The 23,896-nt window shown below is 69.0% G+C and carries 18 protein-coding genes; 6 read left to right on the top strand and 12 right to left on the bottom strand.

The window, feature by feature from the left end:
• Window positions 1–333: 333 nt before the first annotated feature.
• The gene (locus TFU_RS02690; RefSeq protein ID WP_011290987.1) at window positions 334–858 is read left to right on the top strand and encodes a PPA1309 family protein; all 525 of its coding nucleotides are present in this window, start codon (window positions 334–336) and stop codon (window positions 856–858) included.
• A 45-nt stretch (window positions 859–903) separates the two neighbouring features.
• Here TFU_RS02690 and TFU_RS02685 read toward each other — a convergent pair whose 3' ends face one another.
• The 3 genes from TFU_RS02685 to TFU_RS02675 all read right to left on the bottom strand — a co-directional run bounded on the left by TFU_RS02685 (window position 904) and on the right by TFU_RS02675 (window position 3,581).
• Complete coding sequence (locus TFU_RS02685) at window positions 904–1,947, bottom strand: YlbL family protein (protein ID WP_011290986.1); 1,044 nt, start codon at window positions 1,945–1,947, stop codon at window positions 904–906.
• Window positions 1,948–2,003: 56 nt separating this feature from the next.
• Window positions 2,004–2,435, bottom strand: coding sequence for a molybdenum cofactor biosynthesis protein MoaE (locus TFU_RS02680; RefSeq protein ID WP_011290985.1), 432 nt, complete (start codon window positions 2,433–2,435; stop codon window positions 2,004–2,006).
• Between the two features lie 66 nt (window positions 2,436–2,501).
• Window positions 2,502–3,581 (bottom strand): NAD-dependent epimerase/dehydratase family protein, encoded by a 1,080-nt coding sequence (locus TFU_RS02675; protein WP_038043264.1) that lies wholly within the window; start codon window positions 3,579–3,581, stop codon window positions 2,502–2,504.
• Window positions 3,582–3,684: 103 nt separating this feature from the next.
• Here TFU_RS02675 and TFU_RS02670 point away from each other — a divergent pair, with 103 nt between their 5' ends.
• From TFU_RS02670 to TFU_RS02660, 3 genes are all read left to right on the top strand, one after another.
• Complete coding sequence (locus tag TFU_RS02670; RefSeq protein WP_011290983.1) at window positions 3,685–5,088, top strand: zinc-dependent metalloprotease; 1,404 nt, start codon at window positions 3,685–3,687, stop codon at window positions 5,086–5,088.
• Window positions 5,085–5,642, top strand: coding sequence for an NUDIX hydrolase (locus TFU_RS02665; protein ID WP_011290982.1), 558 nt, complete (start codon window positions 5,085–5,087; stop codon window positions 5,640–5,642). Before TFU_RS02670 ends, TFU_RS02665 begins: the two co-directional genes overlap by 4 nt.
• A 118-nt stretch (window positions 5,643–5,760) precedes the next feature.
• Entirely contained in the window at window positions 5,761–7,020 is a 1,260-nt protein-coding gene (locus TFU_RS02660) for a cryptochrome/photolyase family protein (protein WP_011290981.1), read from the top strand.
• Between the two features lie 229 nt (window positions 7,021–7,249).
• Here the strand turns inward: TFU_RS02660 and TFU_RS02655 are convergent, their stop codons facing one another.
• From TFU_RS02655 to TFU_RS02640, 4 genes are all read right to left on the bottom strand, one after another.
• Window positions 7,250–7,783, bottom strand: coding sequence for a M48 metallopeptidase family protein (locus tag TFU_RS02655; protein WP_227480998.1), 534 nt, complete (start codon window positions 7,781–7,783; stop codon window positions 7,250–7,252).
• 500 nt (window positions 7,784–8,283) lie between these two features.
• Complete coding sequence (locus tag TFU_RS02650) at window positions 8,284–8,565, bottom strand: WhiB family transcriptional regulator (protein WP_011290979.1); 282 nt, start codon at window positions 8,563–8,565, stop codon at window positions 8,284–8,286.
• Between the two features lie 611 nt (window positions 8,566–9,176).
• Window positions 9,177–10,076 carry an acyl-CoA thioesterase II gene (tesB, locus tag TFU_RS02645; protein ID WP_011290978.1) on the bottom strand — a complete coding sequence of 300 codons (900 nt, stop codon included), beginning with the start codon at window positions 10,074–10,076 and terminating at the stop codon, window positions 9,177–9,179.
• The gene (locus tag TFU_RS02640; RefSeq protein ID WP_041427648.1) at window positions 10,073–12,175 is read right to left on the bottom strand and encodes an ATP-dependent DNA helicase UvrD2; all 2,103 of its coding nucleotides are present in this window, start codon (window positions 12,173–12,175) and stop codon (window positions 10,073–10,075) included. Before TFU_RS02640 ends, tesB begins: the two co-directional genes overlap by 4 nt.
• Window positions 12,176–12,496: 321 nt before the next feature.
• On the opposite strand from TFU_RS02640, the gene TFU_RS02635 reads away from it, so the two are divergent.
• Both TFU_RS02635 and TFU_RS02630 read left to right on the top strand, forming a co-directional pair.
• On the top strand, window positions 12,497–12,757 hold the full coding sequence (locus TFU_RS02635; RefSeq protein ID WP_011290976.1) for a mycoredoxin: 261 nt from the start codon (window positions 12,497–12,499) through the stop codon (window positions 12,755–12,757).
• Window positions 12,758–12,826: 69 nt separating this feature from the next.
• Window positions 12,827–13,321: an ANTAR domain-containing protein gene (locus TFU_RS02630; RefSeq protein WP_011290975.1), complete on the top strand. Its 495-nt coding sequence runs from the start codon at window positions 12,827–12,829 to the stop codon at window positions 13,319–13,321.
• Between the two features lie 26 nt (window positions 13,322–13,347).
• Here the strand turns inward: TFU_RS02630 and nudC are convergent, their stop codons facing one another.
• The 5 genes from nudC to TFU_RS02605 form a co-directional block, all read right to left on the bottom strand.
• Window positions 13,348–14,328 (bottom strand): NAD(+) diphosphatase, encoded by a 981-nt coding sequence (gene nudC, locus TFU_RS02625; protein WP_011290974.1) that lies wholly within the window; start codon window positions 14,326–14,328, stop codon window positions 13,348–13,350.
• On the bottom strand, window positions 14,325–15,719 hold the full coding sequence (locus TFU_RS02620) for a dipeptidase (protein ID WP_011290973.1): 1,395 nt from the start codon (window positions 15,717–15,719) through the stop codon (window positions 14,325–14,327). The genes nudC and TFU_RS02620 overlap by 4 nt, the downstream gene beginning before the upstream one ends.
• A gap of 104 nt (window positions 15,720–15,823) precedes the next feature.
• Window positions 15,824–16,576: a VIT1/CCC1 transporter family protein gene (locus TFU_RS02615; protein ID WP_011290972.1), complete on the bottom strand. Its 753-nt coding sequence runs from the start codon at window positions 16,574–16,576 to the stop codon at window positions 15,824–15,826.
• Window positions 16,577–17,186: 610 nt separating this feature from the next.
• The gene (locus TFU_RS02610) at window positions 17,187–20,513 is read right to left on the bottom strand and encodes a UvrD-helicase domain-containing protein (RefSeq protein WP_011290971.1); all 3,327 of its coding nucleotides are present in this window, start codon (window positions 20,511–20,513) and stop codon (window positions 17,187–17,189) included.
• A gap of 114 nt (window positions 20,514–20,627) precedes the next feature.
• Window positions 20,628–23,762 (bottom strand): ATP-dependent helicase, encoded by a 3,135-nt coding sequence (locus tag TFU_RS02605; protein ID WP_011290970.1) that lies wholly within the window; start codon window positions 23,760–23,762, stop codon window positions 20,628–20,630.
• Between the last annotated feature and the right edge of the window lie 134 nt (window positions 23,763–23,896).

The following is a 23,896-nucleotide window of genomic DNA, read 5'->3' as shown; positions in this document are numbered from 1 at the left end:
ACGCCTCCCCCTCGTTCCTACTGGCTATCGTGGCACGGGTCCCCGGACACGGCAGGGGACGGGACAGAACGTAGGGCCGTCCCTGTACTCCGGGTGACTTGGTGCTGATCGAATATGCGGACATGGTGTCCCCTACTACAGTGGCAACTTATCGGGATCTCGTTGGGTTCCCGCTTCACTGCGTCGAAACCTCACCGAGACGGCTTCGACACCCCGCCCGCGAGGAAAACCGGGTTCCCTGGGACAACCTTCACCCCGAACCTTACTTTGCGTTGCGGGGGCGTGCGTGCCGATCCTTTTCCCCACAAGACCGTTCCAAGGGCAGGAGAAATCGTGTCTTTCAACCTTCGGGAAGCCGTGCTGGGCCTGGAGCGCCACGCCGCCAAGCAGGGCTGGGACCAGCCCGTCCGGATGTACGCCCTGGTGCCCACGGCAGAACTGGTGCAACGGGAACCCCACCTTGCCGAACTGCTGGGGATCAGCGAAGAGGCGGACCCTTCCGGGCTCACCCCCGTGGAGCAGGAGCCGCTGCCGAGCGACATGCCCTTGGAAGAGGTGCTGGGCAGGATCATGTGGCCCGAGACTGTGGCGGGCTGCGCGCTGGTCATGGAGCGCCTGGTCGTCCGAGGCTCGGATGAGACCCTGGACCCGCCGCGGGACGGGGACACCGCGGCCTGGGCCCAGGCGCAGCCGGGGGCCGAGGAGGTCCGCATGGTGGCGGGCGTGCTGCGGGACGGCAGCCGGTACTCGGCGCTGCGGATGCGCAGCTACGACTCTGACGACCAGGTCCTCAACGGGGAAGACCTCATTCCCGGGCTCACGTCGGCCCTCACGTTGACGTTCGAAGAGGACCACTGAGCCCAGAGCCCTGCGGCGCGCGCTGAGTCGGGTGCGGGGCCCGGCTCAGCAACGGGGCAGGTCGTCGAGGTTGCCTTCGCGGATGTTTTCCAGCGCTGCCACTGCGTCTTTGAGTGTCTCCACTTTGACCACTTCGATCTGGCCGGTGACCGGCGAGTCGAAAGTCTGGTCGCAGCTTTCCGCGGCGACGAGGAAGTATTCGGCGCCTTCCCGCTTGGCGCTGATCATCTTCTGCTGGACTCCGCTGACCCCGCCCACGTTGCCTTCCGGGTCGATGGTGCCGGTCCCGGCGATCCGGTGCCCGCCGGTGAGCCCTTCCGGGTCGAGGCGGTCCATCACTCCCAGCGCGAACATCATTCCCGCGCTGGGGCCGCCCACCCGGCCGACACTGATCTGCACTTCGAACGGGAAGACCATCGTGTCTTCGACGGTGATGCCGACGATGGGGTCTCCGCTGTCGGAAGCGACCGTGCCGACTTCGACTTCTTCCCGCTGGCCGTCGCGTTCGATGAGGAAGCGGACCGTATCCCCGGGCGAGCGGTCTTTGACCGCTGCCACCACCTCGTTCTTGTCGGCGACGGGCTTGCCGTCGACCTCCACGATGACGTCGCCTGACTGCAGGACGCCTTCGGCCGGGTAGCCTTCGTTGACCGCGTGCACGGTCGCGGTGGTCTCGTAGTCGATCCCCAGCTCGTTGAGGGCCGCGGCAACAGCCGCGTCCTGGGAGTTGTCCATCTGGGCCGCCTGGGTCTGGCTGACCTCTTCGGCACTGGTGTTGGGCGGGAAGATCGCCTCTTCCGGCAGCACCGCCTGGGTCGGGGAGAGCCAGGCGCTCAAGGTGGTGAACAGGTTCATCCGCGAGTCCGGTCCGCCCGAGTACTGGACGGTGACCATGGACAGCGCCCCGTCGTGCTCGTAGACCGGCTGCCCTTCGATCCGGATGACTTGTTCCCCGTCGATTTCCCCGAGCGTGTTCAATGCCAGGCCGGGAGAGGCCACCACGTAGGGGACGGGGATCGCGAGCGCCGCCACCGTCAATCCGACGAGCAGGACGGCGGACGTGAGCAGAGTCATCGCACGACGGACCATGGCGGAAAGCCTATGCGGCTCAGCCTTCCGCTGTGACTCTGGTGCTGGATCAGGGGTTAGTAAGCGCCCACCCACTCGCTGTCGCCCTCGGTGAATGTTTGGTGCTTCCAGATCGGCACTTCTGCTTTGATGTCGTCGATGAGCCGTCGGCAGACCGTGAACGCTTCCTCCCGGTGGGAGGCTGCCGCGGCGACAACCACTGCCAGGTCGCCTACGGTGAGGTCGCCGACCCGGTGCACGGCCGCGACCCGGTGCACGGTGCCGTCGGCCGTATCGGCCACGATCTTCTCCATGACGTCGCGCATCCGCTGCTCGGCGGTGGGATGCGCCGAGTAGGACAGCGCGGCCACGTCGCGGCCGTGGTCATGGTTGCGGACGGTCCCCACGAAGAAGGCGGTCCCTCCTGCCCGGTCGTCTTTGACGGCCGCGAGGACTTCGTCGACGGACAGCGGAGTGGTACGGATCTCCGCGAGCGCGATGGCTTCCACGCTCCAGACAGTACCAACGGGCCGCGTTTCCGTGCCCTCCCGGAACCGGCGGCGCAGTCGTGCCGCTCAGTTCTTGCGCCGTTTGCGGAGGTGGTGGGCGGCGACGGCGGTGCCGATCGCGGCGACCGCGCCGGCGGCTCCTGCTGCGGTGATGGTGACCTCCTTGCGGCCGAGGTTGCGTCCGACGAGTGCGGGGGTGCCGGACCGGGACTCCAGGAGGGCCCGCAGCGCCGCGACATTGTCGTAGGCCGGGCGCCATCCCGCGTTCCGCAGGGTGGCGCAGTCCACGACGCACGGGTAGACGAGGAATTTCAGTTCGCTGGCGGGGGCAGGGGTGATGCCCAGCCGGTGCAGCCGCTGGGTGGTGCCGAACGCCAGGTTGGCGGGGAGTTCGAAGGAGCGCAGTTGGGCGATCTCTTCGACTTCGGCGTGGTCGAGGTAGCCGTCGCAGCCCACGGCGAGGGCGCCGCCTTTGCCTTCGGTCTCCGCACGCACCACGAAGTCCAGGGCGCTGGCGAGGTCTTCGATGTGGCAGAACTGCCATTTGGGGGTGCACCCTTTGACGGTGAGCAGCCGGGGGGCGGAGAAGTGCCGGCTGAGCAGGGTGTCCATGCCGGGGCCGACGAGCGGTGCGGGGCGCAGCACGGTCACGGACAGTCCGGGGTGGGCTCTGCGGGCCAGCGCGGCCAGTTCTTCGATTTCGACGAAGTCGCCGACGAGGCCGGTGTCGACTTCGCTGCGGAACGGCAGGGTCTCGTCGAGGGGAACCTCGTTGTTGGGGTCGGCCCCGTAGACCATGGTGCTGGTGATGAGGATGACTCGGGGGACCCGCTGCGCGGCGGCGGCAGTCAGCACAGTCTGTGCGGAGCGGATGTTGTGGGTGCGGCGCTGCCGTCGCGGAGTCTCCAGGGAGCGGTCGTCGGCGGTGTGGACGAGGACGTCCACCCCCGCAAGCAGGGTGGCGAGCCGCGGATCGCACACGTCCGCGACGTGCCAGGACACTCCTGGAATGTCTCCCCGGCGCGAGTCGATGCCGATAATTCGGGAGATTTTTCTGGAACCCTCCCCGGTGAGCAGACGTTCTACCAGTAGACGGCCAACGCCGGAGGCCGCGCCTGTCACTGCGACGACCAGGCCTTCGGACATTTGGCTGTGCTGTGGGCGAACCTGGCCAGATTGAGTATTCACTCCGGGCGGCTCCCAGCTAACGTGACAGTGGAGACGTTCCTATCCTGCCCGAGGTCTGATCGTGAACGACCTACCTTTCGGTTTCAGCATGTCGAACGGCCCGGACGACGAATCCGGTCGTGGCCCTAACGATTCCGGTTCGGGAGCCGGTCAAGGCGGTTCCGGCGGTGGTTTCCCTCACATGCCGCCGGGCGGTTTCCCGTTCGGGGACCCCCAGCAGTTCGCCCAGATGCTCCGTCAGTTCGCCGACATGATGTCCGCCGCGCAGCCGACTTCTGGATCGGGGCAGGATTCCGGCGCGAGCGGGATCAACTGGGCTGCTGCCACAAATATTGCCCGGCACGTCGTCTCCCAGCACGGCGATCCGAGCATCGGCCCGGTCGACTACGCGCGCGTCCAGGAGGCGCTGCGGCTGGCGGACCTCTGGTTGAACGAGGTCACCGCACTGCCGTCGGGCCTGCACACGATGGAGGCGTGGAGCCGGTCCGAGTGGGTCGAGAAGACGGTGCCGACCTGGACGAAGCTGTGCGAACCGCTGACCGGCCGGGTCGTGGAGACCATGGGGCAGAACCTGCCGCAGGAGATGGCGGCGGTCGCTGGTCCGCTGCTGGGCATGTTCCGGCAGATCGGCGGGGCGCTGGTCGGCCAGCAGGTGGGGCAGGCGATCGGGGAGTTGGCCCGCGAAGTCGTGGGGTCGACCGATGTGGGGCTGCCGCTGGCGGGTGAAGGCCGCGCGGTCCTGCTGCCCGAGGGGGTCCGGGAGTTCGGTGAAGGGCTGGGCGTCCCGCTGGACGAGGTCCGCTTGTACCTGGCGGCCCGGGAGGCTGCCCACCACCGGCTGTTCCGGCACGTGCCGTGGCTGCGCTCGCACCTGTTCGCCCTGGTCGAGGAGTATGCGGCCGGGATGTCGTTCGATATCAGCGGCTTCGAGAAGCAGCTGGGCCACATCGACCTCACCAACCCCGAGTCGTTGCAGGAGGCGCTGTCCAGCCTGGAAGGCCAAGGGCTGTTCCAGACCGAGGACACTCCCAGGCAGAAGGCGTCGCTGGCCCGTTTGGAGACTGCGCTGGCGCTGATCGAGGGCTGGGTGTCCACCGTGGTGGATGCGGCGGTGTCGCAGCGGCTGCCGCAGGCTGCCGCGCTGGGTGAGGCGCTGCGGCGGCGCCGGGCCTCGGGCGGTCCCGCGGAGCACACGTTCGCCACCTTGGTGGGCTTGGAGCTGCGGCCCCGCCGGCTGCGCGACGCCGCGAAGCTGTGGCAGGCCCTCACCGAGGCGCGGGGGATCGACGGCCGCGACGCCGTGTGGGAGCACCCCGACCTCATGCCGTCCGGGGAGGATTTGGACGCGCCCGACGATTTCGTCCGCGGCTCCGCGTCCTCTCCTGACCTGGACCTGTCCCAGTTGACCGAGGAGCCGTCCGAGGAGCGGCGGGACGGAGACGACGAGGACAAGGGCGAGCGTTGAGCCTGCACGCTGACGCTCGCGCGGTGTTGGCGTCCTGGACCGCCCCGGATGCGGACCAAGAGCGGCTGCGCCGCGCCTACCTGGACCATCTCGACCGCTACCCGGACGCCATGTGGCGGTCGTGCCTGCCCGGTCATCTGACGGCGAGCGCCGCGGTCGTGGACGCTACCGGGCAGCGGGTGCTGCTCACCTTGCACCGCAAGATACGGCTGTGGCTGCAGTTGGGGGGACATTGCGAGCCTGGGGACTCTTCGCTAGCTGCGGCAGCGCTGCGGGAGGCGACGGAGGAGTCGGGGATCGCGGGTCTCCGCCTGCTGCCCACGCCGGTGCGGTTGGACCGGCATGCGGTGCCGTGCGGCGGCGGGTCGTGGCACCTGGACGTGCAGTATGCGGCGGTCGCACCGCCCGGCGCTGAGCCCGTGGTGGATCCGGCTGAGTCGGATGGTCTGGCCTGGTTCGAGGTGACCGCGCTTCCGGAGCCGTCTGATGACGCCTGCCGCGCTCTGGTGGCCGCGGCGGTCCAGCGGGTCCGCGCCGCGGCAGCAGCGGGGTAGGCTCCGACTACGTTCAGCGGCGGATTATCCACAGTCCGTGATAGAGCCTTGATTCCGACGGTGGGGATTGGCCTTCACTGGGTGAGCGCATTGGGATGCCGCTCTCCGGGGAGGGATCGTGTCCACCACCGTCGTGCTGTTCACCCGTGACCTTCGGGTGTCCGACCATCCCGCACTGCACGCCGCAGTCACCGAAGCGGACCGGGTGGTGCCGCTGTTCGTCGTCGACCCGGCGCTGGTGCGGGTCTCGGCACGCAATCGGATCGCCTATCTGCTCGAGGCGCTGGCCGAGCTCCGCGGGCTGCTGCGGGAGCGCGGCGGCGAGCTTGTCGTCCGCCAGGGGGACACGGTCGCCGAAACCGTCCGTATCGTGGCGGAGGCCGGGGCACAAGCGGTGTATCTCAGCGCGGATGTGAGCGCGGCCGCGGTGCGGCGGGCCCGGCAGTTGACGGAGGCGGTGAGGGCTGCGGGGGCCCACGTGCGGACTTTCCCGGGGGTGACCGTGGTGCCGCCGGGAGCGCTGCGCCCCGCGCACGGCGACCACTACCAGATCTTCACCCCGTATCTGAACGCGTGGCGTGCCGCGCAGTGGCGGTCCCCGCGGCCCGCCCCGGAGCGGGTGAGGCTGCCGGAGGGTCTGGTGCCGGGGCCGCTGCCCGGCGCTGAACTGATCCGGCTGGGGACGGGGGTGCTCGCCCCGCAGCGGGAGCAGGGCGGACCTCGTACCGCGCGGGAGCGGATCCGCGCGTGGCTTGCCCAGCCCAACCAGGATTCCCGGTTCGGCTGCCATCTGCATTTCGGTTGTCTTTCCCCGTTGGAGGTGGCGCTCGTGGCGCGGGAGCACCCTCGGGGTGCGCTGCTCCTGCGGCAGTTGGCGCTCCGCGACTTCCACCACCAGGTGCTGCAGGCTTTCCCGCGGTTGCCCCGGGCCGACTATCGGCCGCGGCCCATCCAGTGGCGGGATGACGATTCCGCGTTTGCGGCGTGGTGTTCGGGCAGGACGGGTGTTCCCATCGTGGATGCGGGAATGCGCCAATTGCTGTGGGAGGGGTACGTGCCGGGGCGGATCCGGATGCTGACCGCCACCTATCTCACCCAGGTGCTGCGCATCCACTGGAAGCGGGGCGCGGACCACTTCTACTCCCTGCTGGTGGACGGGGATGTCGCGAACAACTACGGCAACTGGCAGCAGATCGCGGGCACCGGGGGCGTGCCGCGGCCAGCGCGCCGGATCAATCTGTACCGGCAGGCGGAGCGCTACGACCCCAGCGGCGACTATGTGCGCCGTTTCGTTCCGGAGTTACGCAGCATTTCCGGGAGCGCGGTCCACCATCCTCCGGTGCCGCGTCCGGGCGGCTATCCGCCGCCGCTGCGGTAGCGCAGCTTCGGACACTCCGGTGGTGCGCCCGCTGGGTATCCGGCCGCCCAATCCTTTTCACCGGTCTGGGTACGGCCGGATGATCCTGTGCGCGGCCACGTGCAGCGGCATGTCGGGGTTTCTTGGCTGCGGTGAGAAATCAGGTCAGCTCTGTCCCGGAAAAGGGGTGCGTTCTTCGTCGCTGGCGGGCAGGGTGCGGGTCCTGGGTGCCGCCGGGGTCTGTGCGGGGTCAGTCGTGTGCGGGGTGCTCGTCGGGTTCGGTGGTGTGGGAGTGTTCTGCGGTGAGCAGCCGCGGAGCGTCCGTGAATCCTTCCAGGTAGCCGCGGGCCCGTTCGCTGTGCGGGTAGCGGTTGACGAGTCTCCAGAACTCTGGTCCGTGGCCGGGGACGATGAGGTGGACGAGTTCGTGCATGAGCACGTAGTCGAGGACCCAGCCGGGCATGCCTGCCAGGCGGTGCGCGATCCGGATCGTCTTCTCGGCCGGCTTGCAGGCGCCCCACCGGATCCTCGGGTCGTCCGCCCAGCGGACGCTTGAAGGGCGGACTTTCCCGTCTAGGTAGCGTTCAGCGAGCTCCACTGCTCGGGTGTGCAATGCCAGGTTGCTGGGGTGGCGGTATGCTTCTCTGCTCCGCAACCGCTGCAGGATGAGGTCCACCCACTTCTGTTCCTCAGTGTGGGAGAGCCCTGTGGGAAGCAGCACGACTGTCCGGTTCCCGCTGCGGTAGGCCGAGACGATCCGCCTGCGGCGGGAACTTCGACGCACCTCAATTTGCGGTTCTCGTGGCACAGTTGCGACGGTAGCCCAGCAGTGTCTGACGTCACAGGGGAGGTCAAGCTGCCCCCTTGGACTGGTGCTCTGCACTGCGGCAGACCTGCGCACACGATCACGAGGTACGCCTCATCAGGCGTTTTCCGTTCCCTTCTCCAGCGGCCACTTCCGGCCACATTTCGGATGCGCCGGAAATTCCTTTTTCTGAATCCGCGGGGAAAAGGGCGGGGGCGGCGCACGGCCACCCCCGTTTCATCAGCTCACACCGGTGGTGTCAACACCGGCGCGACTCCGGTATTCGTGAGGCTGGCCTTTCCCGGCGGCGCTGCTCCCGCAGTCGGGCACGGAGCTGGCGTGCCCCGAGGAGATAGCTCTGCCGTCGCTGCCGGGGGTCGGTGCCTGCCTGCAATGCCTGGTCACGTCGGTACAGCGCCATGGTGGTCCTCTTTCGCGGTTGACTCAGGGGTGTCGTGGTACAGGGAGAAGGGTCGAGATTATGCGGCGATCGGCTCGGTCTGGTTCTTCCGCGGACGGCCACGCGGACGCTTGCGGGCGACCACCTTGCCGCTCACCAGCAACTGACCGCCCCACACCCCCCAGGGCTCCCGGCGTTCGAGCGCACCGGCAAGGCACTGCTCCCGCACCGGGCAGTCCACACACAGCGCCTTGGCTGCCTCCACTTCAGCCGGGGACTCAGCGAAGAAAAGATCGGGCTGGGAGCGGCAGGGGATCTCGACTCCCTCCAACCACGGGGACCCAAGGACCGACGCGAGCATCGGCGTCCTCCCTGAAATTCTCTTTTTGGTTTTCAACGCGGTAGGCGACAGGAGACTGGGCTTGTGGCCCAGCACTCTCGGGGCCTTGACCTGCACAGTTCCGCAAGCTCTGCGGTTTTCTTCTGGGAGAGCTCGGAACACGAAAAAGGCCGCGGCCCCGTGTGTGGGGATCCGCGGCCACTGGGAGGACTACCCGGCCTGAATACTCAGACCGGACGTCTCATCAGTGGACACTTCCCCACCGCGCCCCCGGGGCGCCGGGCTTCTGCGAATTGCTGCGTACCTCGGCGGTGCTTGATCAAAAGCGCTCCCGACTCTGTCGGTTCTCCGATGGTCGAGATCCGGCCGGACGCATTCCACACATTCGCGCGCGTATCACTGCTATCGGCGATGCCCCAGGCGTCGCGCAACGGCAGTTCGAGGCCGGCGGTCAGCGATGCCATGAGATCGGAGCACCTCCTTCGCAGTGTGGTCACGAGGATTCCTCCCGTGACGGACGCTGAACGATGCCTTCAGACTAGAACGGGCTACCGAAAATCAGCAACCTATTTTTGACCTGGGATAGTGTCCGGTTTAGGCCGTCAATGCCCTGTCTTTTCCTGCGGTGCGGGCTATGCGTCGTCCACGATTCGGATCAGCCCTTCCTGCACGACCGAGCAGACCAGTTCTCCTGTGCGGGTGAAGACCAGTCCGCGGGCCAGGCCGCGCGCCCCGCTCGCTACCGGGGTCTCCTGGGCGTACAGCAGCCACTCGTCGGTGCGGAACGGCCGGTGGAACCACATGGCGTGGTCGAGACTCGCCATGAAGACCCCGGAGAACGTGCGGCCGTGCGCCAGGAGGACCGTGTCCAGCAGGGTCATGTCCGAGGCGTAGGTCATCAGGCAGACCTGGAGCAGCGGGTCGTCTGGCACTTTCCCGTTGACTTTGATCCAGATCGGGTTCTCGGTGCGGATGAGGGACGGGTCTTGCTGCACTTCGTAGGAGAGCGGCCCGACGGGACGCCGTTCAAACGGGTGCCATTCCGCTGACCGGGGCACACGTCCGAGGACGTGGATGAGGCGTTCCTGCATGGTGGGCAGCTCTTCGGGGGGCGGCACCTGCGGCATCGGGACCTGGTGGGACAGGCCCGGCTCAGTCCGGTGGAACGACGCGGACAGGGTGAAGATCGCTTTGCCGTGCTGGATGGCGGTGACGCGCCGCGTGGTGAAGGACTTTCCGTCCCGCACCCGGTCCACCTCGTAGATCACCGGCACGGAAGGGTCCCCGGGGCGGATGAAGTAGGCGTGCAGCGAGTGGACGAATCGGTCTTCGGCCACCGTGCGTCCCGCGGCGACCAGCGCCTGGCCGGCGACCTGTCCACCGAAGATCCGCTGCGGCCCTTCGGCAGGACTGCGGCCGCGGAAAATGTTCACCTCGATCTGCTCCAAGTCGAGGATGTCGAGCAGTTCCCGGAGGCCTTCTTCCCCGGCCCCTATCGCTGGGCTGCCCTCGTGGTCCGGTGGTCCGCTCACGGTGTCTCCTCTCTGAGTCCACTGATGGCCTGCTCGGGTGTGCCACCCGCACAGAGCGTCAAGATTGCTTCACCGTAGCGCCTCAGTTTTCGCTCCCCCACACCGGATATGCGGGCGAGTTGCGCGGCGGTGGACGGCTCCTGTTCCGCGATCGCCTGCAGCGTGGCGTCGGTGAAGATGACGAAGGCGGGCACTTTCTGCAGTGCGGCCGCCTCACGCCGCCAGTGCCGCAGCCGTTCCAGCAGCTCCTCGTTGACGCTGGCCGGGCAGTCCTGGCAGCGTCCCAGGGTGCGCTCCACGGCTTCCAGCAGGGTGGCGCCGCAGACCCTGCAGCGCACCATGCGGTCTTTCTTCCGGTGCCGTTCCCGGTGCTGCCGCGCCGGTGCCGCAGCGGCGGGCCGCAACCCGTCGAGGAAATGGGAGGGCGTGCGGGTGCGGCGGCCTCCCGGGGACCGGGCCAGCGCCCACGACAGGTGGAGGTGCTCCCTGGCTCGGGTCACCCCTACGTAGAAGAGGCGGCGTTCCTCTTCCACCTGTTCCGGGGTTTCGGCGTAGATGATCGGCAGCAGGCCTTCGGTGAGCCCGACCAGGAACACCGCGTCCCATTCCAAGCCTTTGGCCGCGTGCAGGGAGGCGAGGGTGACCCCGTCGAATCCGGGCGCGTGTTCGGTGGCGGCGCGGGTGTGGAGTTCCGCGACGAAGTCTGCGAGACGCGCCTCTGGGCGCTGGGCCGCGATGGTCTCGGCGAGCTGGGCGAGCGCCGCCAGCGACTCCCATTTTTCGCGGGCTTGGCGGCCTTCGGGCGGTTGTTCGGTAAGGCCAAGCGGCTGGAGCAGGTGGCGGACCGTGGTGACCAGCGATTCCCCGTCATCGGCCCGGGAGGCGCCGCGCAGGGTGTGCAGGGCCGCGCGGATTTCGGGGCGGTCGAAGAACTGGGCGGCGCCGCGCACGGTGTAGGGCACTCCGGCGTCGGCGAGCGCCTGCTCGTAGGTGGCGGACTGGGAGTTGGTGCGGAACAGGACCGCGATCTCCCGGGCGGGGGTGCCCGCGTTGATGAGCCCGGTGATCTTCTCGGCGACCGCAGTGGCTTCCGCGAGGTCGTCGTCGTACTCGGTGTAGGTAGGTTCGGGGCCGTCCGGCCGCTGGGCGACAAGCTCCATCCGGTAGTCGGGGGAGAGCGCCGCGGCGCCGCCTGATCGGAGCACGGCGTTGGCGACCCGCACCACTTGGGGTGTGGACCGGTAGTCGCGGACGAGTCGGACGACAGTGGCGTGGGGGTAGACCTCGGGGAAACCCGTGAGATAGCTGGGGGTGGCCCCGGCGAAGGTGTAGATGGTCTGGTTGGGGTCGCCGACCACGCAGATGTCGTCGCGGTCCCCCAGCCAGGCGTCCAAGAGGAGTTTCTGCAGCGGGTTGACGTCCTGGAACTCGTCGACCACGAAGTAGCGGTACTGGCTGCGGATGCGTTCCGCGATGTCCGGCCGTTCGTGGATCATCGCCACGGTGAGCTCCAGCATCGACTCGAAGTCGAGCAGGTTGTGTTCGCTGCGGAGCTCCTCGTACGCCTCGTAGACGCGGGCGACGTCGCGGGGCGGCATCGGGGGGGTGCGGCCCTCTTTGGCCACGGCGGTCTCGTAGTCGGTGGGCCGGGTCTGGGTGACTTTCGCCCATTCGATTTCGGCGGCGAGGTCGCGCAGCTCGGTCCGGTCCACTTGGAAGCCGCAGGAGTGTGCGGCCGCGGCCACGGTTTTGATCTTGCTGTCGATGAGGGTGGGTTTGGGGCCGCCGACCGCATCCGCCCAGAAGTAGGAGAGTTGGCGCAGGGCCGCGGCGTGGAAGGTGCGGGCTTGCACGCGGGGCGCTCCGAGGGCACGCAGTCGCCCGCGCATCTCCCCGGCGGCTCGCGTGGTGAACGTGACGGCGAGGATCTGCTGTTCCGGGACGACCCCGGTGGCGACGGCGTAGGCGATGCGGTGGGTGATTGCGCGGGTCTTCCCGGTTCCTGCCCCGGCGAGGATGCACACCGGGCCGCGCACGGCTCGGACCGCTTCCTCTTGTTCAGGGTCGAGACCACGCAGGATCTCCTCGGCGGACGGCATTCTCCCCCATGGTTCGCCGGACTCTGCTGGCCCCATGAACGCCTCTCCCTTCCTCCGGCCGGGTCCCGGGCCTCCCGGCGTCCTGCGGTGTGCTCACCCGGCTGGTCAGCCTCTCCAGTATCCCCGTGCCTTCCCCCTCCTCACGGGATGCGGTCCGGGGAGGCCGCAGATGTTCGGCTGCACTTTGCCGGAACTTCGGCGCGGCTGGCGGCGTCAGAGAGGGCATACGGACCGCTCAGGGAAGCGAAACATGGTGATCTGTGTTGGGGCAATCGAAGCCCTCGACACGACCAATGGAGAGTAAAGGAGAGCTGCATCGTTATGGCGACCTCCACTGGCGCGCAGATCACCATGTACACGACCCCCTGGTGCGGCTTCTGCAAAAGACTGAAGAGCCAGCTTGACCGGGAAGGCATCCCTGTCGTGGAGGTCGATATTGAACGCGACCCGAAGGCAGCGGAGTTCGTGATGCAGGTCAACGGCGGCAACCAGACGGTTCCGACCGTGGTTTTCGCCGACGGCACGGCCTTGACTAACCCGTCGCTGGCCGAGGTCAAGCAGAAACTCGCAGCCCAGTCGTGAGGGAGGGTTGCCGTCCCCCGTGCGGGGGACGGCAACCCCGCACCGTAAGAGGGACGGGGGAGAAAAGGCGTGGGAGTACACACATCGGTTCGCCGTGGACACGACTGTGAAGGGCACAACCGGGGCACCCTGATCCGTCGGGCGCCGCAGGGCTGGCGGGTCGACGGCACCGAAGAGCAGCTTCCTGACCTGCTCAACGCCATGATCCTCGCCGATCTGCTCGCCGGTGGCACCCCGCCGACTGACCTCCCCACTCCGCCCCGCGCCACCCCTGACTCGTCGGAGACCGAGCGGCTCCGGGTGACCGTGCAGCAGTTGGAGCATGCGCTGCGCACCCGGGTCGTGGTCGAGCAGGCGATCGGGGTGCTCGCGGAACGGCATCGGATCGCCCCGCGCACGGCGTTCGAACGGTTGCGCCGTGCCGCGCGCTGCCGGGGGAAGAAGGTCGCCGCGCTCGCGCACGAGGTGGTGGAGAGCACCCGGAATCCGTTGGTGGCGCTCCCCGAAGAACTGGCTCGGGAGGGTTCAGCGGTGCAGGCGTGGCCCCCGAAGCGCGCTAGTTGAGCGGCCGCAGGCCGTTTCCGGTGCCGCTACCGGCTGGCCCACCTGCCGGGCGGCAGAGGCTGCCCGTACCAGTGCTCGATGAGCTGGTGGGCGATGGAGACTGGTCCGGGCAGGAGGATTTCGCCTCGGGTGACGGCTTCCCCTAGTTCGTGGCGGGTCAGCCAGCGGATGTCGGCGATCTCCTCGTGGTCGGTGCGCGGCGCGCTGCCGACGGCCCGCGCGAGGTAGCCGACCATGAGGCTGCGCGGGAACGGCCACGGCTGTGATCCCAGGTAGACGGGGTCGGTGACGAGGATGCCTACTTCTTCGGCGACTTCGCGGACTACCGCGTGTTCCAAGGATTCCCCGGGTTCGACGAACCCGGCCAGGACGGAGTAGCGGCCTTCCGGCCAGGCCGGGTTGTGGGCGAGCAGGCACTGTTCGCCCGCATCGGTCTCCCGGTGCACCAGCATGATCACAGCCGGGTCGATGCGCGGGAAGTGCTCGCTGCCGTCGTTGTCGCAGACCCGCACGTGTCCGGCCGATTCGATCCGGGTGGGTGAGCCGCAGCGGGGGCAGAACCCGTGTTCGGCGTGCCAGTGGGCGAGTGCCGCGGCGTGGGTGGCCAGGCCCGCGTCGCGGGCGTTCAACAGCGCGCCCACCCGGCGGAGGGAGACCGGTTGCGTGCCGGGCGCGGCGGGCAGTTCTTTCCCGGGTTTGAGGCGGACCGCGAAGTAGACGGTGCCGTCCGAGTCCTCGCCGAGCAGGTAGCGTTCCCCTTCCGGTGCCTGCTCGGGGCTGCAGAACACCAGTTCCGGGGTGGGAGTGGACGCGGTGACGAGGAAGCGGAGGGGAATGCCGCCCGGGTTCCGCCTGCCGTGCCGCTGCGGGTCCCCGTGGTCGAGCAGCAGGACCCGGGTGCGGGCGTCGGCCCAGGCGTCGGCCAGCCACCGTTCGTCGCGGCGCCGGTCTGCGGCCCGGTCGAGGGTGCTGCGGGCGAGGGCGGGAGTAAAGGGCCGCCCGGTCATGCCCGGTCCCCGCTGCGGAGCACGGTGGCATACGAGTCCCACAGGTAGGCGACGGTTTCGGCGCCTTTGAGCAGCAGCGGGATCTCGACTTTCTCGTTGGGAGCGTGGATGCGGTCGGAGTTGAGGCCCACCGCGACGAAGACCAGGGGGGCGCCGAGGATGTCGGCGAGGTCCGCTTCGGGGCCGCTGCCACCTTCCCGGGTGGAGTAGACCTTGGTTCCGAACGCCTTGGCCATCGCGTCGCGGGCAGCGCGCACCGCCACCGAGTCCAGGTCGGAGGCGCAGGGCCGCACTCCGGCACCGCTGAAGCGGACGTCCGCCCGCACTCCGGGGGGAAGGTTGTCGTGGACGTAGCGGCGGACGAGTTCTTGGATGCGCGCCGGTTCCTGGTTGGGGACGAGGCGGAAGCTGAGTTTGGCGTGGGCAGACCGCGGCACGATCGTCTTGCTGCCTTCCCCGGTGTATCCGCTCCACATGCCGTTGATTTCGGCGGTGGGCCGCAGCCAGACCCGTTCGAGGATGCTGTACCCGGCTTCGCCGACCGTGGCGTCGCTGCCGGCGTTGGCGAGCCAGGCTGCTTCGTCGAAGGGCAGTTGGGCGATGGTGTCGCGTTCGGCTTGGGACGCTTCGACGACGTCGTCGTAGAAGCCGGGGATGGCGACTCGGCCGTGGGCGTCGTGGAGTCCGGCGAGCAGGGCGGCGAGGGCGCGCGCCGGGTTGGGGACGGCGCCGCCGAAGGAGCCGCTGTGCAGGTCGGTGCGGGGGCCGTAGACGTCGATCTGGCAGTCGGTGAGGCCGCGCATGCCCATGCACATCGACGGGGTGTCCGCACTCCACATGGTGGTGTCGGAGATGACGATGACATCGCAGGCCAGCCGGGCGCGGTGGCGGGTGAGCAGGTCCGCGAAGTGCGGGGAGCCGGATTCTTCCTCGCCTTCGATCAGGAATTTGAGGGTGACCGGCGGGGCGTCGGCACCGGAGACGGCCAGGTTGGCGCGGAGTCCCAGGGTGTGGAAGAGGATTTGTCCTTTGTCGTCGGAAGCGCCGCGGCCGACGAGCTGGTCTCCGCGCACGGTGGGGGTGAACGGGTCGGTGTGCCACGCGTCGACTGGGTCGACCGGTTGGACGTCGTGGTGACCGTAGACGAGGACGGTGGGGGCCTCCGGGTCGGCGGCGGGCCATTCGGCGAAGACCGCGGGCATTCCGGGGGTCTCCCAGATTTCTACGGTCGGGAAACCGGTCTGGGTGAAGTGGTCGGCCAGCCATTGGGCGGAGCGGCGCACGTCATCGTGGTGGGCAGGGTCGGCGGAGATCGACGGGATGGCGAGCCACTGGCTGAGTGTGGCGACAAACTCGTCCCGGTGCGCCTCGATGTGGGCTCGCACGTCCATCGTCTCCCCTCTCCTCTCACTACGGCTCCGATGCCGTACTGAGCTTACGATCGTGCGAGCCTTCCGCGGAGCGCGTCCCCGTGCGGCAGGCGCCGGGCTGGCCCTTAGACGAGACCGGTGGTGCCGATGAGGGAGCCGATCGCGTAGGTGACGGCGAGGGCCAGGGCACCGCCGAGGGTCACCCGAGCTGCCGCGCGCAGTTGGGAGCCGCCACCGATCCCGGCTGCGATCGCGCCGGTGAGGGCCAGGCTAAGGAGGGTCGCGCCGAACGCGACCGGCACCCGCAGCTCGGGGGAGGGCAGGAGGATCGCGAGCAGCGGCAGCAGCGCGCCGACCGCGAACGCGAGGAACGAGGCGATTGCGGCATGCCACGGGCTGGTGACCTCGTCCGGGTCGATGTTGTGCCGCTCGCGCATCTGGGCTTCGAGCGCGTTGCTGGCGAAGAGTTCTTCCGCGGCGCGCCGCGCCGTGGCCGCGGAGATGCCGCGCTCCTCGTAGCTGCGGGCCAGGGCGAGGAGCTCCCCTTCCGGGTCGTTGCGGAGGGCCTGGCTCTGCTGCTCGATGAGATGGCGTTCACTGTCGCGCTGGCTGCTGACGGAGACGTACTCGCCGAGTGCCATGGACACGGCTCCACCGACGGCGGCGGCAAGGCCCGCCATGAGGATCGGCCCCGCATCCGTGGTGGCCCCGGCGACGCCGACGACGACGGCCGCGGTGGACACGATGCCGTCGTTCGCGCCGAGCACTCCCGCGCGCAGGGCGTTGAGCCGCTGGGCGAGCCCTCCGCTGCGGATCTTGCGGTCGCTGGTGCGCTGTGCCGTGTCTGGACGTTCGTCGAGCTGGACGGTCCCCTTCATTGCTGCGCTGTGTCCTTTCTGCCGTCGAGCGCGCAGAGCACGCTCCCGAAGTTTCTCCGGTGGCCCCACAGGACTAAAGCCACAAAACCCCGAGAAACGTACTTATAAAGTACCATTTCTTAAAAAGAAAACAAGTTTTCAAGAAGTGGGCGAAACCACTAAGGAAAGCCTTTGTTAAGGGTTTTTAGGCCAGCCAAACCAAAGTTAGGAAAGGCTGGCCGAAGCTCTTTATCCCTTGGCGTCTCCCGCCTCCGCAGCACCCCGGACCACCACTGCCGCGCTCTGTGAACGAGCAGATGCTCACAGAGAAAACCGGATCACTTCCGGCGAACCCCTTTTCGAGAACACCTTATTTCCTCGCCGCCACCTTAGACCGGCGGCCGGTTTTTCTTTCTCTTCCCCGACCCCCGAAAAACCGCCGCGGAGAGATTTTCGGCACAGGAAAGCAGGCGGTGGTTTCCGCACCGCAGTTCCAGGACAGCACGGTAAAAAGGTAAGGCTTTCCTCACTCGAATGACGGGGCGGAGAATACGGGACGCTGGTCGAATTGCGCCCTGCCCGGCGGGCCGCGGCCACCGGTGCGGCGCCGCGACCCGCCGCAGACCGGCTCTCACCGGTCGCCCGTTGCCCCCTCAGCGGCCTCCCCTGGGACGCTCGGCTGCGGGACCGCGGCGATGAGCGCGGCTAGGCCGTCCGCGTCCAGCAGGTCTTCGGGATAGACCGTCACATTGGCGCGGACGTAGTGGAACGCGGCGCGCACCCGCTCCAGCGGTATGTCCGCGATCCGCGCCCAGGCCACCCGGTAGGCCGCCAACTGCACGGCCGCCGCACGGCGTTCCCGCTCCGTGGCGGGCAGCCGCCCGGTCTTCCAGTCCACTACCTCGTAGACGTCGTCTTCAGGGTCGTGGAAGACCGCGTCCATCCGGCCCCGCACCAACCGGTCGCCGATGATGGTCTCGAAGGGGACCTCCACTTCCAGCGGCACCCGGTCCGCCCACACGCTCTGTTCAAACTGGCGCTGGAGTTCGTCCAGGTCAGCGTCGCCCGTTGCGGTCTCGTCCGCAGCCCCGGGAAGCTCGTGCGGGTCGATCAGCGTCTCCTGGCCGAAACGCCGCTCCAACCAGGTGTGGAAAGCGGTTCCTCGGCGGGCGTGCGGGGCGGGCGGGCGCGGCAGCGGGCGGCGGATCTGCTGGGCGAGCGCGGCCGGATCGCGGGCCAGCGACACTAGCGCGGAGACCGTCAGGTGGTCGGGGAGTTCCACCTCGATAACGCGGGGGGCGCCTTCCTCCTGGTCGCGGTGGCGCAACAGGAGCTCCACGTCCCGCGCCCAGTCGCGGATCCTGCGGTTCGCTGCGGGCCGCAGGAGAGCGCGGTTCATCAGGGCGAGCTCCCGCTCCCACTCCCCGTTCCGGTACCGGGCGACCAAGGCGGCGGCACGCTCGGCAGCGTCGCGGCGCTCGTCGGTCTGGGGCGGCCACACCACGGAGTTGTCCGCCACCAACTGCGGGTTGGGCTCCCCCTCGTCGGGCGGATCAGTCCACAGCGCGACCTGTCCCACGCCCGTCTCGCACACTTCGCGGATCTCTTCGAGGAACTCTGACGGTCCGCGGCTCCGCTGGGTCTCCTGCCCCCACCAGTGCCCGGTGCACACCAAGGAGAACGCGGCCCGGGTCACCGCAACGTAGGCGAGCCGCCGCTGCTCCATCAGTTCCCGGGCGCGTTCTGCCGCGGTGAACTGCTTGATCTCCTGAACCGTCACGTCGGCCAGTTCGGGCAGGCTGTCCCGGTCCCCGCGCAACGCGAACGGCAGGCTCGCCGCCTTGCCGGTCCAGCCCTTCACGGTCTTCGGAACCCCGGGGAACTGGCCGCGGCTCAGCCCGGGGATGACCACCATGGGCCACTGCAGGCCTTTCGCGGCGTGCACCGTCATGAGCTTGACCGTGTTGCTGGACCCGACGCGCTCCCCCGGTTCCAAGCCGTGTTCGGTGTCCTCCGCAGAGGTGAGGTAGGCGAGGAACGCGCTCAGCGTGGGCGTATCGGTGGAACCGCTGAACCGCACCGCGGCGTCCACGAACGCGTCCAGGTCGGCCCGGGCCGCACTCTGGTCGCGGCCCGGCCGCGCCCCCACCTCGATGTCCAGCCCCAGCACCCGCTCCACTTCCATGATCAGGTCGGGCAGCGGCTGGCTGATGCGGGTGCGCAGCGTGCGGAGCTCTTCGGAGAGAGCCTGCAACCGCTGGTACCCCGTCGCGGAGTAGCGTTCCGGCGGGCCGAGATCGTCGAGGGCGTCAAGGAGACTGCCGGCCTCCGCTGTCAGGTCGAGCACGGTCTGCCGCAGCGGGTCCTCCTCGTCCACGCGGGCTTCCGCGGCCTCCCCGCGCAGGTCCCGGCGGGCTTCCTCGGCGAGTTCTTTAGCGCGCTGGTTGAGTGCGACCAGGTCGCGCGGGCCCAGCCGCCAGCGCGGCCCGGTGAGGATCCGGGCGAGCTCGTTCGCGGCGGTGGGGTCGTGGAGCACCCGCAGCGTAGCGACGATGTCCCGGACTTCCGGCACTTCGATCAGCCCGCCCAGTCCGACGACTTCGACGGGGATGCCGCGTTCTTCTAGGGCGCGCCGGATCACGGGGAACTGGGCGCGTTTCCGGCACAGGACGGCGATGTCCCCGTAGCTGAGCGGCCCCCGATGCTCCTGTTCCGGCCAGGGCAGGCCGTCGGGCGCCGTGTGGTGTTCCGCGGATTCGCGCAGCGCCCGGTCGATCTGCTCGGCGATCCACTCCGCTTCCTCGGTTTCGGTGCGCAGCAGGGCGCACGTCACCCGGCCGCGCCCGGCCCGGGCAGGCCCCGGGTAGAGCACAGGCACATCCCGGGCTGCGGCACGCAAAGGCTCCGCGATACGTTTCGCGACCTCCAGGATGCGTTCGCCGTTGCGGAAGCTGGTGGACAGCTGGCGGACGGGCGCCGGCCGGTCCGGCTTCTCCGGAAAGTCGACGGGGAAACGCGACAGGTTGCCGGCGCTGGCGCCCCGCCACCCGTAGATGGACTGGCAGGGGTCGCCGACCGCGGTGACCGGGTGGCCGTTGCCGAACAGGGACTGCAGCAGCACCAGTTGGGCGTGGCTGGTGTCCTGGTATTCGTCGAGCAGGACCACGGCGTAGCGTTCGCGTTCGATCCGGCCCACCTCGGGGTGGCGTTGCGCGATACGCGCGGCCAGCGCGACCTGGTCGCTGTAGTCCATCACTTCGCGTTCCGCTTTGAGCTGGGCGAACTGCTCCAGCAGCGGCAGGAGCTGCTCGCGGTGGCGTTGGACAGCCAGCAGGTCGCGCACCAGGGCAGGGGTTTTCTTCAACTGGGCGGCGCGTTCGCGGAGCCAGTCCCCGTAGGCGCGTACGTCGTCGGGGGTGCACAGGTGCTCGGCGAGTTCCTGGGCGAGGGCGAGGACGTCATGCACCACGGTGGCGGGAGCAGAGGTGACCGCGTCCATCGGCCCGTCATAGGTGCTGACCACCCGGTGGACGAACTGCCAGGCGATCGCCGGGGTGATGATGCGGGTCGTCGGTTCGATCGCTTCCCGCAGCGCGTGGTCGCCGACCAGGCGGGTCGCATACGCGTTGTAGGTCGCAACGGTGGGCTCCCCGTCGAGGACGTCGTCGGGGACGACGCCCGCGCCCCGCAGTTGATCGAGCCGTTTCCGCACGCGTTCCGCGAGCTCGGCAGCGGCTTTCCGGGTGAAGGTGAGGCCGAGGACCTGTTCGGGGCGTACGTGGCCGTTGGCGACCAGCCACACCACCCGGGCAGCCATCGTCTCGCTCTTCCCGGAACCGGCCCCGGCGACGACGAGGCCGGGGCGTAAGGGTGCGGCGATGACCGCTGCCTGCTCAGGAGTGGGTTCAGGCAGTCCGAGCAGGCGCGCGAGCTGTGCGGGTCCGTAGACGTCTGTCATGGCGTCCTGTCTGTGGGATGCGGCTAGACCCCAGGCATTGTCGCAGACCCGGCTGGGCCGCGGAGTGCCGTCGACCGCGGGCCCAGGTCGCTTCCCTCATCCCCGCAGCACAGGTCAGACGTGGTCGCCTTCGCTCTGCACTGGGCAGCTTGCCCGGACTGAACAGTGCCGGCACGACGGCGTGGCTTTCGCGCGGAACCGGGCCCCCGCCATGCCCGCGGCCACCTTCTGCACCAGCCGCTGCGGCCATTCAGGGTCCGCGTCGTCGGCGAGGGCCGGCTGGGTCTGCTCTTTCGCGGTTTTCCGGTCGCCGATCTGCAGCAGTGCTGCGCCGCCCGGCTCGACCAGGCCGTAGTGTTCGAACGCCGCCATCAGCAGCGCCAACTGGTAGACGCCGAGCTGGGGGTGGCGGCTGATCTCCCGGTCCGGTACCGCGGTCCCGGTCTTGATGTCGACGATGACACCGCGTCCTTCCGCGTCGCGTTCCAGCCGGTCCACTTGGCCGGAGATTTCGATGTTGCCGACTTCGACCCGGAACTTTTTCTCGGTGGCGACGAGTTCCCGCGGGTTCTCCTTCTGCCAGTCCAGGAACCGCTGCAGCATCTCCTCGGCGCGCTCCCGCTGTTTTTCGGCGTACCACGGGCCGCCGAAGTCAAGGTCGGACCAGATCTGGTCCATGCGCCGCAGGAGTTCCGGAAGGTCCGGGTTCTCCGCGGCGATGCGGGCCAGCGCGTGGACGATGCTGCCGATCCCGGACGCGGCCCGGCGTTTTTCCGCCCCCGCGGCGGTCTCCAGCAGCCAGCGCAGTTCACAGGTGGTGAACTTCTCCACTTGGGAAGGGGAGATACGGATCTGCTCCCCTTCGAGGACGAGGGGTGAGCTGTCGGAGAGTTCGGTGAGGGCGTACCACTCCGCGGGGTCGGCGCCGCGCACTCCCGCATCGGCGAGGCGGGCCAGATGGGCGGCTGCGGCGCGGCGCACCGGCTCGTCGGTGTGCGGGTCGAGGAGCGTGGCGCGCAGGTCGGCGACCAGGGCGGGCAGCGACAGCCAGCGGTATCCGGTGGCCAGGCGTTCCGGTTCGCCGAGGCCGAGTTCGGTGAGGAACCGGGAAGGCCGTTCTTCGACGTCCTCCCCGCCGACCGCGGTCACCACGAGTTCCCGCCGGGCCCGGGTGAGCGCGACGTAGAACAGCCGCCGTTCTTCGTCGAGCTGCTTGGACACCACGGCGGCCGGGGAAGTCTCCGCAAAACCGCCCACCGTGTCGAGAAGCTGTTCCACGCCGAGCAGGGAACCGCGCAGCCGCAGGTCCGGCCAGGTGCCTTCTTGGACGCCGGCAACCACGACCAGATCCCACTCCAGTCCTTTGGAGCGGTGGGCGGTGAGAATCCGCACCGTCTCTCCTTGGGGGGCCTGTTCGGCGAGCGTGTCCCCGGGGATCTCCTGGGCTTCCAGGTCTTCCAGGAAGCCTTCCGGGGAACCCGGCGGCAGCCGGTCGCAGTAGCGGGCGGCCCGCTCGAAAAGCGCCATCACCGAGTCCAGTTCCCGGTCTGCGGCCGCACCGTGGCGGCCGCCCGCTTGGCTGGCGCGCAGCAGGGTGTCGGCGAGCCCGGAGTGGTGCCACATCCGCCACAGCACTTCTTCTGCGTTGGCGCCTTCGGCGATGCTGTCGCGGACCAGGCGCAGCAGGGTGGCGATCCGCTCCGCAGGGGCCCGCACCTCCGGGTCGACCATCACCAGGTCGCGGGGGTCGTGGAGGATCTCAGCGAGCAGGGCCGCGGCGGGGCGGCGGCCGCCGGCGTCCAGTTCCAGTTGTCGCAAGGCGCGCCCGAGCCGCCGCAGTCCGAGCGCGTCGGCTTCTCCGAACGCGCTCGTCAACAGGTTGTGGGCGGCTTCCTCGTCCAACCGCTCCGGGTGGAATGCGCAGCGGAGGAGCAGCAGCATGGACCGCACAAGGGGTTCGGACGCCAGCGGCAGATCGTCGCCGTCGACGGTCACGGGGACGTCGGCGGCGATGAGTGCGCGGCGCAGTACGGGGACGTGTCGGGTCACGGAGCGGACAAGGACTGCCATGCGCGACCAGGGCACTCCGTCGATGAGGTGGGCGCGGCGCAGCAGGTCCGCGATGACAGCGGCTTCGTGGACCGGGCTTTCCGCGAGGAGCATTCGAGCCCGTCCCGGGGGTGTCCCTTCGGCGGGCACGAGGTTGCGGTGCGCGTTGACCCCTTCGCCGCCGGGCCCGGGGACGGCGGGCAGCCGCTGGGCGAGGGCCCGGGAGACCCGCAGCAGTTCCGCGCCGCTGCGGCGGCAGGTGTGCAGCGCCACCACGGGCGCGGGGTCTCCTGTGGGGGTGCGGAACCGGTCGGGGAAGTTGAGGATGTTGCGGACTTCAGCTCCCCGGAAACCGTAGATGGACTGGTCGGGGTCGCCGACCACGACCAGGTCGCGGCCGTCTCCGGCCAGGGCGTGAAGCAGTTCCTCCTGGGCGGGGTCGGTGTCCTGGTATTCGTCGACGAACACGACTTTGCGGGCGGCACGCTCCCGCGCCTGGATGTCCGGGTCGTTGAGCAGGTTGGCGGCGACCCGCACGAGTTCCGCGTAGTTGAAGGTGGGCACGGGGGCGATGTCGAAGCGGCCGGTGTAGCGTTCCAGGAATCCCCCGGCGGCCACCCAGTCTTCTCGCCCGTGGCGGCGGCCGAGCTCCCGGACGTCGTCGGCGTGGAGTCCGCGTTCTTGCACCCGCATGAGGAAGTCGCGGAGCTCCTCGGCGAAGCCGCGGGTGTGCAGCATGGGGCGGAGCTGTTCGGGCCACCCGGGGGCGCCGTCAGCGAGTTCGCCTTTGAGGAGTTCCCGCACTTCCATCAGCTGCTCCGGGCCGGACAGGAGGCGGGGCGCGTGGTCGCCGACCCGCTGGAATTCGCGGCGGATCAGCGCGTAGGCGTAGCTGTGGAAGGTGAGGGCGAGCGGTTCGCGGACGGTGCGCCGCAGCCGGGCGGTGATGCGTTCCCGGAGTTCTTGGGCCGCTTTGCGGCTGAAGGTGAGGACGAGCACGTGCGCGGGGTCCACGCCCCGGTTCTCGACCCGGTCGACGATCGCTTCGACGATCGTCGTGGTCTTCCCGGTTCCTGGACCGGCGAGCACGAGCAGCGGGCCGCCTTCGTGGTCGACGACCCGGCGCTGGTCGTCGTCGAGCTCGGGTGCGGGCGCACGGTGCCGGATGCGGCGTACAAGACGGTACGGGGGGTTGTCCACTCGATCTAGTTCAGCAGACTTTGATCTCTTCCGGGGAGGCGCAGGCCGCTTCGTTGGCCTTCATCTCATCCGCTGTCCGGGTTTTCTGTGGGATCCCGCACTTTTCGGACCACGGGTGGCCACTGCGGGTCGGG

This window comes from Thermobifida fusca YX (assembly GCF_000012405.1).
Classification (GTDB): Bacteria; Actinomycetota; Actinomycetes; order Streptosporangiales; family Streptosporangiaceae; genus Thermobifida; species Thermobifida fusca.
The sequence above is the reverse complement of the archived record's forward strand: the minus strand, read 5'-3'. Positions and strand labels throughout refer to the sequence as shown.

Coding starts and splice junctions, on each gene's coding strand:
- TFU_RS02685 (WP_011290986.1), bottom strand. CDS start 1,947: ATGGTCCGTCGTGCGATGACTCTGCTCACGTCCGCCGTCCTGCTCGTC.
- TFU_RS02675 (WP_038043264.1), bottom strand. CDS start 3,581: ATGTCCGAAGGCCTGGTCGTCGCAGTGACAGGCGCGGCCTCCGGCGTT.
- TFU_RS02650 (WP_011290979.1), bottom strand. CDS start 8,565: ATGCTCGCGTCGGTCCTTGGGTCCCCGTGGTTGGAGGGAGTCGAGATC.
- TFU_RS02640 (WP_041427648.1), bottom strand. CDS start 12,175: ATGCCGTCCGCCGAGGAGATCCTGCGTGGTCTCGACCCTGAACAAGAG.
- TFU_RS02635 (WP_011290976.1), top strand. CDS start 12,497: ATGGCGACCTCCACTGGCGCGCAGATCACCATGTACACGACCCCCTGG.
- nudC (WP_011290974.1), bottom strand. CDS start 14,328: ATGACCGGGCGGCCCTTTACTCCCGCCCTCGCCCGCAGCACCCTCGAC.
- TFU_RS02620 (WP_011290973.1), bottom strand. CDS start 15,719: ATGGACGTGCGAGCCCACATCGAGGCGCACCGGGACGAGTTTGTCGCC.
- TFU_RS02615 (WP_011290972.1), bottom strand. CDS start 16,576: ATGAAGGGGACCGTCCAGCTCGACGAACGTCCAGACACGGCACAGCGC.
- TFU_RS02610 (WP_011290971.1), bottom strand. CDS start 20,513: ATGACAGACGTCTACGGACCCGCACAGCTCGCGCGCCTGCTCGGACTG.